The organism is Shigella sp. SIG6 (genome assembly GCF_053555815.1).
Genome location: NZ_JBQZXC010000029.1, coordinates 21,648 through 36,523 on the forward strand (window position 1 = coordinate 21,648; position 14,876 = coordinate 36,523).

At 53.1% G+C, this 14,876-nt stretch carries 14 protein-coding genes and 1 tRNA gene; 4 read left to right on the forward strand and 11 right to left on the reverse strand.

Annotation, left to right across the window (positions count from 1 at the left end; genetic code table 11):
• Nucleotides 1-3: 3 nt before the first annotated feature.
• Nucleotides 4-2,025, reverse strand: coding sequence for a DNA helicase Rep (gene rep, locus ACUU1M_RS07450; protein WP_001238890.1), 2,022 nt, complete (start codon nt 2,023-2,025; stop codon nt 4-6).
• 86 nt (nt 2,026-2,111) lie between these two features.
• On the opposite strand from rep, the gene ppiC reads away from it, so the two are divergent.
• On the forward strand, nt 2,112-2,393 hold the full coding sequence (gene ppiC / locus ACUU1M_RS07455; RefSeq protein ID WP_001140256.1) for a peptidylprolyl isomerase PpiC: 282 nt from the start codon (nt 2,112-2,114) through the stop codon (nt 2,391-2,393).
• Between the two features lie 45 nt (nt 2,394-2,438).
• On the opposite strand, the gene ilvC is transcribed toward ppiC, so the two are convergent.
• Nucleotides 2,439-3,914: a ketol-acid reductoisomerase gene (gene ilvC / locus ACUU1M_RS07460; protein WP_000024951.1), complete on the reverse strand. Its 1,476-nt coding sequence runs from the start codon at nt 3,912-3,914 to the stop codon at nt 2,439-2,441.
• Nucleotides 3,915-4,063: 149 nt separating this feature from the next.
• Between ilvC and ilvY the strand changes: the two genes are divergently transcribed.
• On the forward strand, nt 4,064-4,954 hold the full coding sequence (ilvY, locus tag ACUU1M_RS07465) for an HTH-type transcriptional activator IlvY (protein WP_000365796.1): 891 nt from the start codon (nt 4,064-4,066) through the stop codon (nt 4,952-4,954).
• On the opposite strand, the gene ilvA is transcribed toward ilvY, so the two are convergent.
• The 7 genes from ilvA to ilvL form a co-directional block, all read right to left on the reverse strand.
• The gene (gene ilvA, locus ACUU1M_RS07470; protein WP_000785592.1) at nt 4,951-6,495 is read right to left on the reverse strand and encodes a threonine ammonia-lyase, biosynthetic; all 1,545 of its coding nucleotides are present in this window, start codon (nt 6,493-6,495) and stop codon (nt 4,951-4,953) included. The two genes, ilvY and ilvA, sit on opposite strands and share 4 nt — an antisense overlap.
• Before the next feature lie 2 nt (nt 6,496-6,497).
• Nucleotides 6,498-8,348 carry a dihydroxy-acid dehydratase gene (gene ilvD / locus ACUU1M_RS07475; protein ID WP_001127394.1) on the reverse strand — a complete coding sequence of 617 codons (1,851 nt, stop codon included), beginning with the start codon at nt 8,346-8,348 and terminating at the stop codon, nt 6,498-6,500.
• A gap of 64 nt (nt 8,349-8,412) precedes the next feature.
• Nucleotides 8,413-9,342: a branched-chain-amino-acid transaminase gene (ilvE, locus tag ACUU1M_RS07480; protein WP_000208517.1), complete on the reverse strand. Its 930-nt coding sequence runs from the start codon at nt 9,340-9,342 to the stop codon at nt 8,413-8,415.
• A gap of 19 nt (nt 9,343-9,361) precedes the next feature.
• Nucleotides 9,362-9,625: an acetolactate synthase 2 small subunit gene (gene ilvM, locus ACUU1M_RS07485; RefSeq protein WP_000983255.1), complete on the reverse strand. Its 264-nt coding sequence runs from the start codon at nt 9,623-9,625 to the stop codon at nt 9,362-9,364.
• Nucleotides 9,622-11,268 carry an acetolactate synthase 2 catalytic subunit gene (gene ilvG, locus ACUU1M_RS07490; RefSeq protein ID WP_001012613.1) on the reverse strand — a complete coding sequence of 549 codons (1,647 nt, stop codon included), beginning with the start codon at nt 11,266-11,268 and terminating at the stop codon, nt 9,622-9,624. Before ilvG ends, ilvM begins: the two co-directional genes overlap by 4 nt.
• 2 nt (nt 11,269-11,270) lie before the next feature.
• Nucleotides 11,271-11,321 (reverse strand): peptide IlvX, encoded by a 51-nt coding sequence (gene ilvX / locus ACUU1M_RS07495; protein ID WP_001387183.1) that lies wholly within the window; start codon nt 11,319-11,321, stop codon nt 11,271-11,273.
• A gap of 85 nt (nt 11,322-11,406) precedes the next feature.
• A complete protein-coding gene (gene ilvL / locus ACUU1M_RS07500) occupies nt 11,407-11,505 on the reverse strand; it encodes an ilv operon leader peptide (protein WP_001311244.1) in 99 nt (32 codons plus the stop codon).
• Between the two features lie 351 nt (nt 11,506-11,856).
• Here ilvL and ACUU1M_RS07505 point away from each other — a divergent pair, with 351 nt between their 5' ends.
• Nucleotides 11,857-13,377 (forward strand): YifB family Mg chelatase-like AAA ATPase, encoded by a 1,521-nt coding sequence (locus tag ACUU1M_RS07505; RefSeq protein WP_000058935.1) that lies wholly within the window; start codon nt 11,857-11,859, stop codon nt 13,375-13,377.
• Nucleotides 13,378-13,401: 24 nt separating this feature from the next.
• Here ACUU1M_RS07505 and maoP read toward each other — a convergent pair whose 3' ends face one another.
• Entirely contained in the window at nt 13,402-13,740 is a 339-nt protein-coding gene (maoP, locus tag ACUU1M_RS07510) for a macrodomain Ori organization protein MaoP (RefSeq protein ID WP_000841001.1), read from the reverse strand.
• Nucleotides 13,741-13,858: 118 nt separating this feature from the next.
• On the opposite strand from maoP, the gene hdfR reads away from it, so the two are divergent.
• Complete coding sequence (gene hdfR, locus ACUU1M_RS07515; protein ID WP_000379236.1) at nt 13,859-14,698, forward strand: HTH-type transcriptional regulator HdfR; 840 nt, start codon at nt 13,859-13,861, stop codon at nt 14,696-14,698.
• A gap of 95 nt (nt 14,699-14,793) precedes the next feature.
• Here the strand turns inward: hdfR and ACUU1M_RS07520 are convergent.
• A tRNA-Trp gene (locus tag ACUU1M_RS07520) sits at nt 14,794-14,869 on the reverse strand.
• Nucleotides 14,870-14,876 lie beyond the last annotated feature (7 nt).

Here is a 14,876-nt window from a genome sequence, read left to right on the forward strand (position 1 = left end):
TGATTATTTCCCTCGTTTTGCCGCCATCATCGCTTTCAGATTCGCCAGATGGCTTTGCCCTTTCTGCATCCGTTCTTCGGCACTGACCACTTTGCGCTCCTGTTCCCAAATCAGATCATCCTGCGGCAGCTCCAGCAAAAAGCGGCTCGGCTCCGGGCGCACCAGTTCGCCGTACTGACGGCGTTCTTTACACAGCGTAAAGGTCAATTCCTTCTGGGCGCGGGTAATGCCGACATAGGCCAGCCGCCGCTCCTCATCGATATTATCTTCATCGATACTGCTCTGGTGCGGCAAAAACCCTTCTTCCATACCGACCATGTAGACATAAGGAAACTCCAGCCCTTTTGACGCGTGGAGAGTCATCAGTTGCACCTGATCCAGCTCTTCTTCACTCTCACCACGCTCCATCATGTCGCGTAAAGTAAAGCGCGTCACCACCTGGGTGAGCGTCATCGGCTCATCCAGTTCGCTGCCTTCCAGCATCTCCGTCATCCAGCTAAACAGTTGGTTGACGTTCTTCATGCGCATTTCGGCAGCTTTCGGGCTGGGCGATGTTTCGTACAGCCAGGATTCATAATCCATGCCGTGGATCAGATCGCGCACCGCGGCAATCGGCTCCCGCTCCGCCAGACGCTGGATTTCTGCCAACCAGTGAGTGAAGCGGGTCAATGCTTCATAACCACGTCCGCTAAGCGTCTGACTCAGGCCCATATCAAAGCTGGCGGTAAACATGCTTTTATTGCGCGTCATCGCCCACTCACCCAGCTTTTTCAGCGTCGCCGGGCCAATCTCTCGCTTCGGCGTGTTAACGATACGCAGAAATGCGCTGTCATCGTCCGGGTTAGTCAGCACGCGCAGATAAGCCAGCAAGTCCTTGATTTCAGGACGAGAGAAAAACGACGTACCACCAGAAATTTTGTACGGGATGCGGTTTTGCATCAGGAATTTTTCAAACACCCGCGACTGATGGTTACCGCGATAAAGAATAGCGTAATCTTTGTACTGCGTTTTATTGACGAAGTGATGCGCAATCAGTTCACCAGTGACGCGCTCGGCTTCATGTTCTTCGTTATTCGCGCTTAAAACTTTTAGCTCTGTGCCGTAACCCAGTTCGGAGAACAGACGCTTTTCAAAGACGTGCGGGTTATTGGCGATCAGGATGTTCGCCGCTTTCAAAATACGTCCGGAAGAGCGGTAGTTCTGCTCAAGCTTAATCACCTTCAGCGCCGGAAAATCCTGGCTCAGCAGCACCAGGTTTTGCGGACGTGCGCCGCGCCAGGAGTAGATCGACTGGTCATCGTCACCCACCACGGTAAAGCGCGCGCGGCTGCCCACCAGCAGTTTCACCAGTTCATACTGGCTGGTGTTGGTGTCCTGATATTCGTCCACCAGCAGGTAGCGAATTTTGTTCTGCCAGCGCTCGCGGACTTCTTCATTGCGTTGCAGAAGTAGCGTCGGCAATAAAATCAGATCATCGAAGTCGAGCACATTACAGGCTTTCAGGTGTGCATCATACAGCCCATAACAATGGGCAAAAATACGGTCCCGCTCGCCAATCGCACTGGCTGCCGCCTGGGACGGTGTTTTGAGATCGTTCTTCCAGTTAGAGATGGTCGAAATCAACTGTTGCAGGAGAACTTTGTCATCTTCAATCAGCCCTTCGGTCAACTCTTTGAGCAACGCCAGCTGATCGGTATCGTCAAACAGCGAAAAGTTCGCCTTCATCCCCAGCGCCGCATACTCACGCTTGATGATATCCAGCCCCAGCGTGTGGAAGGTTGAGATCATCAGCCCACGCGCCTCTTTGCGACCCAGCGTCTGTCCGACACGCTCTTTCATCTCGCGCGCCGCCTTATTGGTAAAGGTCACCGCCGCGATATGTCGCGCCTGATAACCGCACCCGCGGATCAGATGGGCGATTTTATTGGTGATAACACGAGTTTTACCGGAACCCGCACCCGCCAGCACCAGGCAGGGGCCGGTAACGAATTCGACAGCTTGTTGTTGGCCAGGGTTTAGACGCATAGGAAAATCGCTCAATGAAAGTCGGGAGGGGAAAATAACAGCGTGGTAGTATAGCCAGCCTCATCCTTACCACTCAAGGCACGATCATGGCAAAAACAGCAGCAGCACTGCATATCCTTGTAAAAGAAGAGAAACTGGCTCTGGATCTTCTCGTGCAGATTAAGAACGGTGCCGATTTCGGCAAGCTGGCGAAGAAACACTCCATTTGCCCATCAGGCAAACGCGGCGGTGATTTAGGTGAATTCCGCCAGGGTCAGATGGTTCCGGCGTTCGATAAAGTTGTGTTCTCTTGTCCGGTACTGGAGCCAACCGGCCCGCTGCACACCCAGTTCGGTTACCACATCATTAAGGTGCTGTACCGTAACTAATAGCAAGGCCTTCTCCGGGAGAAGGCCTTGAACTCTGAATCGCTATTAACCCGCAACAGCAATACGTTTCATATCCGTCATATAGCCGCGCAGTTTCTTACCTACTTGCTCAATCGCATGGCTGCGAATCGCTTCATTTACATCACGCAGCTGCGCGTTATCTACCGCACCTTCCGGAATAGCTTTACCCAAATCGCCCGGTTGCAGTTCTGCCATAAACGGTTTCAGCAGCGGCACACAAGCGTAAGAGAACAGATAGTTACCGTACTCGGCAGTATCAGAGATAACCACGTTCATTTCATACAGACGCTTACGGGCGATGGTGTTGGCAATCAGCGGCAGTTCGTGCAGTGATTCATAGTAAGCAGATTCTTCGATGATGCCGGAATCAACCATGGTTTCGAACGCCAGTTCAACGCCCGCTTTCACCATCGCGATCATCAGTACGCCTTTATCGAAGTACTCCTGCTCGCCGATTTTGCCTTCATACTGCGGCGCGGTTTCGAAGGCGGTTTTGCCGGTCTCTTCACGCCAGGTCAGCAGTTTCTTATCATCGTTGGCCCAGTCCGCCATCATACCGGAGGAGAATTCGCCGGAGATGATGTCGTCCATATGTTTCTGGAACAGCGGTGCCATGATCTCTTTCAGCTGTTCAGACAACGCGTAAGCACGCAGTTTCGCCGGGTTAGAGAGACGGTCCATCATCAGTGTGATACCGCCCTGCTTCAGCGCTTCGGTGATGGTTTCCCAACCGAACTGAATTAGTTTTTCTGCGTATGCCGGATCGGTGCCCTCTTCCACCAGCTTGTCGAAGCACAGCAGCGAGCCAGCCTGCAACATACCGCACAGGATGGTTTGCTCACCCATCAGGTCAGATTTCACTTCCGCAACGAAGGACGATTCCAGCACGCCCGCACGGTGACCACCGGTTGCTGCCGCCCATGCTTTAGCGATCGCCATGCCTTCGCCTTTCGGATCGTTTTCCGGGTGAACGGCAATCAGCGTCGGTACGCCGAATCCACGTTTGTACTCTTCACGCACTTCGGTGCCAGGGCATTTCGGCGCAACCATGACTACGGTGATGTCTTTACGGATCTGCTCGCCCACTTCGACGATGTTGAAACCGTGCGAGTAACCCAGCGCCGCGCCGTCTTTCATCAGTGGCTGTACGGTGCGCACTACATCAGAGTGCTGCTTGTCCGGCGTCAGGTTAACCACCAGATCCGCCTGTGGGATCAGTTCTTCGTAAGTACCCACTTTAAAACCATTTTCGGTCGCTTTACGCCAGGACGCGCGCTTCTCGGCAATCGCTTCTTTACGCAGAGCGTAGGAGATATCGAGACCAGAATCACGCATGTTCAGACCCTGGTTCAGACCTTGTGCGCCACAGCCGACGATGACTACTTTTTTACCCTGAAGGTAGCTCGCGCCATCGGCGAATTCATCGCGCCCCATAAAGCGACATTTGCCCAGCTGTGCCAGCTGCTGACGCAGATTCAGTGTATTGAAGTAGTTAGCCATGGTGATTCCTCGTGATGCTGTGCTTCTTATTGTTCGGTTCGCGTTTGCGAGATTGAATTCACTATATGACAGGAAATTTATTGCGGAAATTGATATATTCACAACGTCACATTGCAATTTCTGCAACGTCAACATTGAGGGCTGCGCCATTGGATTTACGCGATCTGAAAACCTTCCTGCATCTGGCGGAAAGCCGCCATTTTGGCCGCAGCGCGCGGGCGATGCACGTTAGCCCGTCCACGCTCTCACGGCAGATTCAGCGCCTGGAAGAAGATCTCGGCCAGCCGCTGTTTGTGCGCGATAACCGCACGGTGACGCTGACTGAAGCGGGCGAAGAACTGCGCGTTTTCGCCCAGCAAACGCTGTTGCAGTATCAGCAGCTGCGCCACACCATCGACCAGCAAGGGCCGTCGCTCTATGGCGAATTACATATCTTCTGCTCGGTGACCGCCGCTTACAGCCATCTGCCGCCGATTCTGGATCGCTTCCGCGCGGAACACCCGTCGGTGGAGATCAAACTCACTACCGGTGATACGGCAGATGCAATGGAAAAAGTCGTCACAGGTGAAGCTGATCTGGCGATTGCCGGGAAGCCAGAGACTCTGCCCGGCGCGGTGGCGTTTTCGATGCTGGAGAATCTGGCAGTGGTGTTGATTGCACCCGCATTGCCCTGCCCGGTGCGTAATCAGGTTTCTGTCGAAAAGCCGGACTGGTCAACGGTACCGTTTATCATCGCCGATCAGGGGCCGGTGCGCCGCCGCATTGAGTTGTGGTTCCGACGCAATAAAATCAGTAACCCGATGATTTACGCCACGGTTGGCGGGCATGAAGCGATGGTATCGATGGTGGCGCTCGGCTGTGGCGTGGCATTGTTGCCGGAAGTGGTGCTGGAAAACAGCCCCGAACCGGTGCGTAACCGCGTGATGATTTTAGAGCGCAGCGATGAGAAAACGCCGTTTGAGCTGGGCGTGTGTGCGCAGAAAAAGCGGCTACATGAGCCGCTAATTGAGGCATTCTGGAAGATTTTGCCGAACCATTAACCCGCCAAAAAGAACCTGAACGCCGGGTTATTGGTTTCGTCGTGGCAATCGTAGCCCAGCTCATTCAGCCGGGTTTCGAAATCCGGTTCATGGTCGCCAAGTTCGAACGCCGCCAGTACGCGCCCGTAGTCGGTGCCATGGCTGCGATAGTGGAACAAAGAAATGTTCCAGTGCGTACCCAGCGTGTTGAGGAAGCGCAGCAGCGCGCCCGGTGATTCCGGGAATTCGAAGCTGTAGAGGCGTTCCTGCAACGGATGTGACGGACGCCCGCCGACCATATAGCGCACATGCAACTTCGCCATTTCGTCGTCGGAGAGATCCACCACGCTGTAGCCGCCGTCGTTGAGCATCTGCAAAATTTCTTTGCGCTCTTCGAGGCCGCGGCTCAGGCGCACGCCGACAAAGATGCAGGCGTTTTTGGCATCGGCAAAACGGTAGTTGAACTCGGTGACCGATCGCCCGCCAAGCAGTTGGCAGAATTTGAGGAAGCTGCCTTTTTCTTCCGGAATGGTCACCGCCAACAACGCTTCACGCTGTTCGCCCAGTTCGCAGCGTTCCGAGACGTAGCGCAGGCCGTGGAAGTTCACGTTGGCACCGGAAAGAATATGCGCCAGCCGTTCGCCGCGAATGTTGTGCTGGGCGATATATTTTTTCATTCCCGCCAGCGCCAGCGCGCCAGAGGGTTCCGCCACCGCACGCACATCTTCGAATAAATCCTTCATCGCCGCACAGATCGCATCGCTATCGACGGTGATGATGTCGTCGAGATACTCCTGGCATAAACGGAAGGTTTCGTCACCGATGCGTTTTACCGCGACACCTTCGGCGAACAGTCCCACGCGTGGCAGATCAACCGGATGACCCGCATCCAGCGCTGCTTTCAGGCAGGCGGAGTCTTCCGCTTCTACGGCGATCACTTTGATTTGCGGCATCAGTTGTTTGATCAGTACCGCTACGCCCGCCGCCAGACCGCCGCCGCCGACTGGCACAAATACGCGGTCGAGATGGGCGTCCTGCTGGAGCAGTTCCAGCGCCAGCGTGCCTTGCCCGGCAATCACCATCGGATGGTCGAACGGCGGCACCCAGGTGAACCCCTGCTGCTGTGACAGTTCGATCGCTTTAGCTTTCGCTTCGTCAAAGTTCGCGCCATGAAGCAGCACTTCGCCGCCGAATCCACATACCGCATCGACTTTGATGTCGGCGGTGGCGGTTGGCATAACGATCAGGGCCTTCACGCCTAACCGCGCAGAAGAAAACGCGACGCCCTGCGCGTGGTTACCCGCAGAAGCAGTGATCACGCCGTGCGCTTTTTGTTCTTCCGTCAGGCCCGCCATCATGGCGTATGCGCCGCGCAGCTTAAAGCTGTGCACTGGCTGGCGATCTTCGCGCTTCACCAGAATGACGTTATCAAGACGCGACGACAGTTTTTCCATTTTTTGTAGCGGCGTAACCTGCGCCGCCTCGTAAACCGGCGCGCGCAGCACTGCTCTTAAATATTCGGCACCTTCCGGAGCACCGGACAGGGGTTGCGAGTCAGCCATTATTAACCCCCCAGTTTCGATTTATCGCGCACCGCACCTTTGTCGGCGCTGGTTGCCAGGCTGGCGTAGGCGCGCAGGGCAAAGGAAACCTGACGTTCACGGTTTTTCGGCGTCCAGGCTTTGTCACCCCGAGCTTCCTGCGCTTCACGACGCGCCGCCAGTTCGGCATCGCTTACCTGTAACTGAATGCCACGGTTCGGGATGTCGATAGCGATCAGGTCACCATCTTCAATCAGACCAATGCTGCCGCCGCTTGCCGCTTCCGGTGAGACGTGGCCGATGGAAAGACCAGAGGTGCCGCCAGAGAAACGACCGTCGGTGATCAGCGCACAGGCTTTACCGAGACCCATTGATTTCAGGAAGCTGGTTGGGTAGAGCATTTCCTGCATGCCAGGGCCGCCTTTCGGGCCTTCATAGCGGATCACCACCACATCGCCCGCGACAACTTTGCCACCGAGGATCGCTTCTACCGCGTCGTCCTGGCTTTCGTACACTTTCGCCGGGCCGGTGAATTTGAGGATGCTGTCATCGACGCCCGCGGTTTTCACGATGCAGCCGTTTTCAGCAAAATTACCGTAGAGCACCGCCAGGCCGCCGTCTTTGCTGTAGGCGTGTTCCAGCGAGCGGATACAGCCGTTTGCGCGATCGTCATCGAGAGAATCCCAACGGCAATCCTGCGAGAATGCCTGTGTAGTACGAATGCCCGCAGGGCCTGCGCGGAACATATTTTTTACCGCGTCATCCTGGGTCAGCATAACGTCGTATTGTTCCAGAGTTTGCGGCAACGTCAGGCCAAGTACGTTTTTCACATCACGGTTCAGTAACCCCGCGCGATCCAGTTCACCGAGAATACCGATAACACCACCAGCACGGTGAACATCTTCCATATGGTATTTTTGGGTGCTCGGCGCAACTTTGCATAACTGCGGGACTTTACGCGAAAGTTTGTCGATATCACTCATGGTGAAGTCGATTTCCGCTTCCTGCGCCGCCGCCAGCAGGTGAAGTACCGTGTTGGTAGAGCCGCCCATCGCGATATCCAGCGTCATGGCATTTTCAAACGCCGCTTTGCTAGCAATATTGCGCGGCAGTGCACTTTCGTCGTTTTGCTCGTAGTAACGTTTGGTCAATTCAACAATGCGTTTACCGGCATTGAGGAACAACTGCTTACGGTCCGCGTGGGTTGCCAGCAGCGAGCCGTTGCCCGGCTGCGACAGGCCCAGCGCTTCGGTCAGGCAGTTCATTGAGTTAGCGGTAAACATCCCGGAGCAGGAGCCGCAGGTCGGACACGCGGAACGTTCAACCTGATCGCTCTGGGAGTCAGAAACTTTCGGGTCTGCGCCCTGGATCATCGCATCAACCAGATCGAGTTTGATTATCTGATCGGACAGTTTGGTTTTCCCGGCCTCCATCGGGCCGCCGGAAACAAAGATCACCGGAATATTCAGGCGCAGGGAAGCCATCAGCATCCCCGGGGTGATTTTGTCGCAGTTAGAGATGCAGACCATGGCGTCGGCGCAGTGGGCGTTGACCATATACTCAACGGAATCAGCGATCAGTTCGCGAGATGGAAGTGAATAAAGCATCCCCCCGTGGCCCATGGCAATCCCATCATCCACCGCAATGGTGTTGAACTCTTTGGCAACGCCGCCAGCCGCTTCAATTTGTTCGGCGACCAGTTTACCGAGATCGCGCAGATGGACGTGACCCGGTACAAATTGGGTGAACGAGTTCACAACCGCGATAATCGGCTTGCCAAAATCGGCGTCGGTCATTCCGGTGGCGCGCCACAGCGCACGAGCACCCGCCATATTACGACCATGAGTGGTGGTGGCGGAACGGTACTTAGGCATACTTTATTTACTCCCAGTGTCTGTCTCGTAAATGGGACGGTGCGTGCCGTCCCATTTTTTGTATTTATTGATTAACTTGATCTAACCAGCCCCATTTATCTTCGGTTTCGCCAGTGAAGAGGCCGAAGAAGGCTTGCTGAATGCGTTTGGTAACCGGGCCACAACGGCCTTCGCCAATCTGAATACCGTCTACGCTGCGCACTGGCGTGATTTCTGCCGCCGTACCGGACATAAAGACTTCATCCGCCAGGTACAGGGATTCGCGCGACAGCACCTGCTCACGCACTTCAATTCCCAGCTCTTTCGCCAGTTTGATGATGGCATCACGGGTAATACCCGGCAGCGCGGAGGAGGTGAACGGTGGGGTGAACAGCACACCATCTTTCACTTCAAACAGGTTTTCGCCTGCGCCTTCAGAGATATAACCGTTCACATCCAGCGCGATACCTTCCTGATAACCGTGGCGGCGCGCTTCGCTACCCACCAGCAGGGAAGAGAGATAGTTACCACCGGCTTTTGCCGCAGTTGGGATGGTGTTTGGTGCTGCGCGGTTCCAGGAGGAAACCATCGCATCGATCCCCTGCTCCAGCGCTTCTGCGCCCAGATACGCTCCCCACGGGAAAGCGGCGATAATCACATCGGTTGAGTATCCCGCTGGCGGGTTTACTCCCATGCCAACATCACCGACGAAGATCAGCGGACGGATATAGGCGCTGGTGAGATTGTTTTTGCGGATCACGTCACGACAAGCTTCCATCAGCTCATCAATGCTCTGTGAAACCGGGAAGCGATAGATTTTGGCGGAGTCATGCAGACGCTGCATATGCTCACGATGGCGGAATACAACCGGTCCTTTGTGTGAGTCGTAGCAACGGATGCCTTCAAAAACCGAGGTGCCATAGTGCAGCGCGTGCGACATCACATGCACCTTCGCGTCTTCCCAGCGAACCATCTCCCCATTGAACCAAATGTAATCAGCTTTCTTCGTGGTCATTTTTATATTCCTTTTGCGCTCAGGCGCGGATTTGTTGTGATGTGGTTGTGCTCTGGCAGATGGCAACGTGTGCGACGTCCACCAGTTTATTTAACTGACTAAACAGTAAGTCGACCGACCGTGGGCTGGCAACGGTCAATTCGATATTTATATTTTGTGCATCGCTGGCGGCAGCCATATTCATTGAGCAGACGTGGAAACCACGATGACGCACCACGCGTAAAACACGTTCTAAGGTTTCCGGATTGAAGCGAGCCGATACATTGACCTGATGTTGCATCATGATAATTTCTCCAACATTTCTGAATTACTGGCACCTGGCGGCACCAGCGGCCAGACGTTCTCAAGTTCGTCGATTGAGACATGAAGCAGGTATGGCCCATCACTGTTCAGCATGGTGTCGAGTGCCGCTTCAACCTGGTCTTTACGGGTGATGTGTTGGCCAGGGATGCCGAAGGCGCTGGCTAACATGAGGAAATCGGGGTTATCGGTAAGGGTGGTTTCGCTGTATCGTTCCTGAAAAAACAGTTGCTGCCATTGTCGAACCATCCCTAACCGTTGGTTATCGAGTAAGACGATTTTCAACGGTAACTGCTTGCGTTTTACGGTGCCCAGCTCTTGCACATTCATCATGAAAGAGCCGTCACCGGAGATACAGACAACGGTATCGTTCGGTCGCGCGACTTGTGCGCCAACTGCCGCCGGTAAACCAAAACCCATGGTACCTAAGCCGCTGGAGGTGATGAAATTTTCCGGGCGAGTGTGGGCGATGTGCTGCGCAGCCCACATCTGGTGCTGCCCAACATCTGTGGTCACGACGCAATCCGCAGGTTTACGATCCGACAGTTGTTTTAACAACAACGGAGCGTAGATAGCGTCACCGGGATGGTCGTAACGCCAGGAATGTTCATCACGCAGCTGCGCGCAGTGTTGCTGCCAGTCATTGATATTTAACGGCTGCTGTAATGCTGGTAACAGAGCATTTAAATCACCTTGTAATGCCACATGTGCCTGACGCAGCTTGTTCATTTCTGCCGGGTCGATATCCATATGGATAACACTGGCGTGTGGTGCGAAGGTGTTCAGTTTGCCGGTCACCCGGTCATCAAAACGTGCACCCACGGCGATCAGCAGGTCACACTCCTGCACCGCGAAGTTTGCCGCTTTGGTTCCGTGCATCCCCAGCATGCCCAGATAGTACGGATAATCTGCTTCTACTGCACCCAGCCCTTTCAGCGTACAGGTGGCAGGCATTTTTGTGGCAGCGAGAAATTCACGCAAAGCCGGAACTGCCTGCGCCATCCCCACGCCACCGCCAACGTACAGCATCGGTTTTTGCGCTTTTGCCAGCATCTGGCGCGCTTGCTCGACTTCGGCATGTGGGAAAGTCACTTCGTTTTCAACGGTGGTGAACCACGGTTCCAGATCGCCGCTGGCTAACTGGATATCTTTTGGGATATCGACCAGAACCGGACCAGGACGACCTGAGCTGGCAACGTCGAATGCTTCAGCCATGATGCGCGGCAACTCTTCCAGAGACTGCACCAGAAAGCTGTGCTTGGTACAGGCTAACGACAATCCCAGGACATCCACTTCCTGAAATGCGTCGGTGCCGATAAACGGTGCGGACACCTGACCAGTGATGGCAACGACAGGGATGGAATCTAACAGTGCGTCCGCAAGCCCGGTTATCAGGTTGGTTGCGCCCGGACCAGACGTGGCGATACATACGCCAGTTTTACCGGTAGCACGGGCATAACCGATAGCCGCCATTGCCGCACCCTGCTCATGTCGGCACAGCAAGTGCTCCACGCCGCCGTCATACAATGCATCGTAAACCGGCATAATTGCGCCACCCGGATAACCGAAAACGGTGTTCACACCCTGTGCCCGCAACGCATGTACCACCCACTGTGCGCCATTCATAGTTAGTTCCCCGTCCTGAATCTTGAGAAACAGAATTTTGTGCTGTTATTCATTATCTGCTCCTCGGTTATGTTTTTAAGGTCAAAAAAACCCCCGGACCTTTCGGTGCGGGGGTCTTAGTTCGTTAAGGCTTGATCTCTAAGCCTTTCCTCGTCCAAGTGCAGCCCCGCACGGTGGGATAATAATCACCACCACGCTAATCACGACCAGGCTAATCACTCGTAGAAGGGCTGTCATTTTGTCTTTTCTTGCATCTTGTTCGAAGGAATGCCTAAAGAGTTACCATAGATTTTGCGAATAGCACAAGATATTTTTGGGCCTATTTTTATGATGGCTTTAATAATTTCAATAGAAATTGTTGTTTTTTAAAAAGAAAATAGTGAGTAAAAAAATTCAATTTCAGTATAAATGTTGTTCCCTTCCTCGTAGTTCATCCTTTGTCCGCTGCATTTTTGCGAGCATCATTCCACCGCCAGAACAACTCAACTTCACTTGCACAAATAAACAGGAATCAGCCACTAAAATTCACGAATTAGCGGGCTACAGCAGCGATATCTTATGCACATAATGGTGACTCAAGGAGGGTTTATGTCACTGTCAATTGTTCATACCCGCGCAGCCCTGGAAGTAAATGCGCCCCCAATCACTGTTGAGGTACATATCAGTAAAGGTCTACCCGGCTTAACGATGGTGGGCTTACCAGAAACAACGGTGAAAGAAGCTCGCGATCGCGTGCGCAGCGCCATTATCAATAGCGGATATGAATATCCGGCGAAAAAAATCACCATCAACCTTGCTCCAGCCGATCTGCCAAAAGAAGGGGGACGATATGATTTACCTATCGCCATTGCGTTGCTGGCGGCCTCAGAACAGCTTACAGCCAATAAGTTAGATGAATATGAATTAGTCGGAGAACTAGCGCTTACAGGCGCTCTGCGTGGCGTTCCCGGTGCAATCTCCAGTGCAACTGAAGCTATTAAGTCGGGCAGAAAAATTATCGTCGCGAAAGATAACGAAGATGAAGTGGGGCTAATTAACGGTGAAGGATGCCTGATAGCCGATCATCTGCAGGCTGTCTGTGCGTTTCTGGAAGGTAAGAACACTCTCGAACGCCCGAAACCAACTGATGCAGTATCCCGGGCGCTACAACATGATCTCAGTGATGTTGTCGGTCAGGAGCAAGGAAAACGAGGACTGGAAATTACCGCCGCTGGTGGGCACAACCTTTTACTGATTGGGCCGCCGGGAACAGGTAAAACAATGCTCGCCAGCCGTATTAATGGCCTGTTGCCAGATTTAAGCAATGAAGAGGCACTGGAGAGCGCTGCGATATTAAGTCTGGTAAATGCTGAATCAGTACAAAAACAATGGCGGCAGCGCCCGTTCCGCTCACCTCATCACAGTGCGTCGTTAACTGCGATGGTGGGCGGTGGTGCAATTCCAGGGCCAGGTGAAATTTCGTTGGCGCATAACGGCGTGCTTTTTCTTGATGAGCTACCTGAATTTGAACGGCGTACACTGGATGCCTTGCGAGAGCCGATTGAATCCGGGCAGATCCATCTTTCACGCACACGAGCAAAAATAACCTATCCAGCCCGTTTCCAGCTTGTTGCGGCGATGAATCCCAGCCCTACCGGACATTATCAGGGAAACCATAACCGCTGCACGCCAGAACAGACATTACGTTATCTCAACCTGCTCTCGGGGCCCTTTCTCGACCGCTTCGATCTCTCACTGGAGATCCCATTACCACCCCCCGGCATTTTGAGTAAAACGGTAGTGCCGGGAGAAAGCAGCGCCACCGTTAAACAACGCGTAATGGCCGCCAGAGAGCGCCAATTTAAGCGGCAGAATAAACTGAATGCCTGGCTGGATAGTCCGGAAATACGCCAATTCTGCAAACTTGAGAGCGAAGATGCGATGTGGTTGGAAGAAACGCTGATCCATCTGGGGTTATCGATTCGTGCCTGGCAGCGGTTACTGAAAGTTGCACGAACCATTGCTGATATTGATCAGTCTGACATTATCACACGTCAGCATTTGCAGGAGGCAGTTAGCTATCGTGCGATTGACCGTTTGCTCATCCATCTGCAAAAACTACTGACATAAAAAAAGGGCATTTCGCCCTTTTTATTAATCGTCAGAATCGGTGTAGTCTTCAGCACCTTCAACCTGCGGTTTACCGCCGGAAAGGGTGTGAAAACGTTTTGGACGCTTAATACGCGTCATATACTTGGACCACACGCGTTCTGCTTCTGTCACTGGCTCACGTTCGCCACGGCATACTGCTACGAAGAGTTTCTCTTCCTCGGTAACCGGCTCGCGTTTGCCAAGATCCAACTCATTGAAGGCATAACCATGACGCTCAAGCAGTTGTGCCTCTTTGATGGTGAAATCACCATGACGAGAGAATCCACGTGGATAATGTTTATTGTCGAAATATCGATTAGTCGTCGTAAAGCTTTCCGCCATCCTGCACGCTCCTAATTCTTTGACCGAGCTAGTTATGGCGCGGAGTATTAGTTACGCTTGACAGAGTGTAAAACAAAACATTTAAATCATAACGACAAATAATTTTGCGGAGAGCACTGTGGATACGGAATTGTTAAAAACTTTCCTGGAAGTTAGCCGAACGCGTCACTTTGGTCGAGCGGCTGAATCGCTCTATCTGACCCAGTCAGCAGTGAGCTTTCGAATCAGACAACTGGAAAATCAACTGGGTGTGAACCTTTTCACCCGCCACAGAAACAATATCCGTTTAACCGCTGCCGGTGAAAAACTACTGCCTTATGCAGAAACGCTCATGAGCACCTGGCAGGCCGCCCGCAAGGAGGTGGCGCATACCTCACGACATAACGAGTTTTCTATCGGTGCCAGCGCCTCGTTGTGGGAATGTATGCTTAATCAGTGGTTGGGACGCTTGTATCAAAATCAGGATGCCCATACAGGCTTACAGTTCGAAGCGCGAATTGCCCAACGGCAGTCTCTGGTAAAACAGCTGCATGAACGCCAGCTTGATCTTCTTATTACCACTGAAGCGCCCAAAATGGACGAATTTAGTAGTCAGTTGCTGGGGTATTTCACTTTAGCGCTTTATACCAGTGCCCCTTCTAAACTAAAGGGAGATCTTAACTATCTGCGACTGGAGTGGGGGCCAGATTTTCAACAGCATGAGGCAGGTTTGATCGGTGCTGACGAAGTTCCCATTCTGACAACCAGTTCTGCTGAACTGGCACAGCAACAGATTGCGATGCTTAATGGTTGCACCTGGCTACCCATCAGCTGGGCGCGTAAAAAAGGCGGCCTGCATACCGTTGTCGATAGCACAACACTTTCACGGCCGCTTTATGCCATATGGCTGCAAAATAGCGATAAAAATGCGTTGATTCGCGATCTTTTGAAAATTAACGTGCTGGATGAAGTGTATTAATCTGAATGGCTGGCAAGGATGCCGGTAGAAGGATTTACTTCGGAGAGGATTATTTCAGGTAAAAAAAATCCTTAGCTTTCGCTAAGGATGATTTCTGGCAGGGGCGGAGAGACTCGAACTCCCAACACCCGGTTTTGGAGACCGGTGCTCTACCAATTGAACTACGCCCCTAATTAGG

Bases quoted from the DNA above. Each gene is read 5' to 3' on its own strand.
- rep (WP_001238890.1), bottom strand. From the start codon at position 2,025: ATGCGTCTAAACCCTGGCCAACAACAAGCTGTCGAATTCGTTACCGGC.
- ppiC (WP_001140256.1), top strand. From the start codon at position 2,112: ATGGCAAAAACAGCAGCAGCACTGCATATCCTTGTAAAAGAAGAGAAA.
- ilvC (WP_000024951.1), bottom strand. From the start codon at position 3,914: ATGGCTAACTACTTCAATACACTGAATCTGCGTCAGCAGCTGGCACAG.
- ilvA (WP_000785592.1), bottom strand. From the start codon at position 6,495: ATGGCTGACTCGCAACCCCTGTCCGGTGCTCCGGAAGGTGCCGAATAT.
- ilvD (WP_001127394.1), bottom strand. From the start codon at position 8,348: ATGCCTAAGTACCGTTCCGCCACCACCACTCATGGTCGTAATATGGCG.
- ilvE (WP_000208517.1), bottom strand. From the start codon at position 9,342: ATGACCACGAAGAAAGCTGATTACATTTGGTTCAATGGGGAGATGGTT.
- ilvM (WP_000983255.1), bottom strand. From the start codon at position 9,625: ATGATGCAACATCAGGTCAATGTATCGGCTCGCTTCAATCCGGAAACC.
- ilvG (WP_001012613.1), bottom strand. From the start codon at position 11,268: ATGAATGGCGCACAGTGGGTGGTACATGCGTTGCGGGCACAGGGTGTG.
- ilvL (WP_001311244.1), bottom strand. From the start codon at position 11,505: ATGACAGCCCTTCTACGAGTGATTAGCCTGGTCGTGATTAGCGTGGTG.
- ACUU1M_RS07505 (WP_000058935.1), top strand. From the start codon at position 11,857: ATGTCACTGTCAATTGTTCATACCCGCGCAGCCCTGGAAGTAAATGCG.
- maoP (WP_000841001.1), bottom strand. From the start codon at position 13,740: ATGGCGGAAAGCTTTACGACGACTAATCGATATTTCGACAATAAACAT.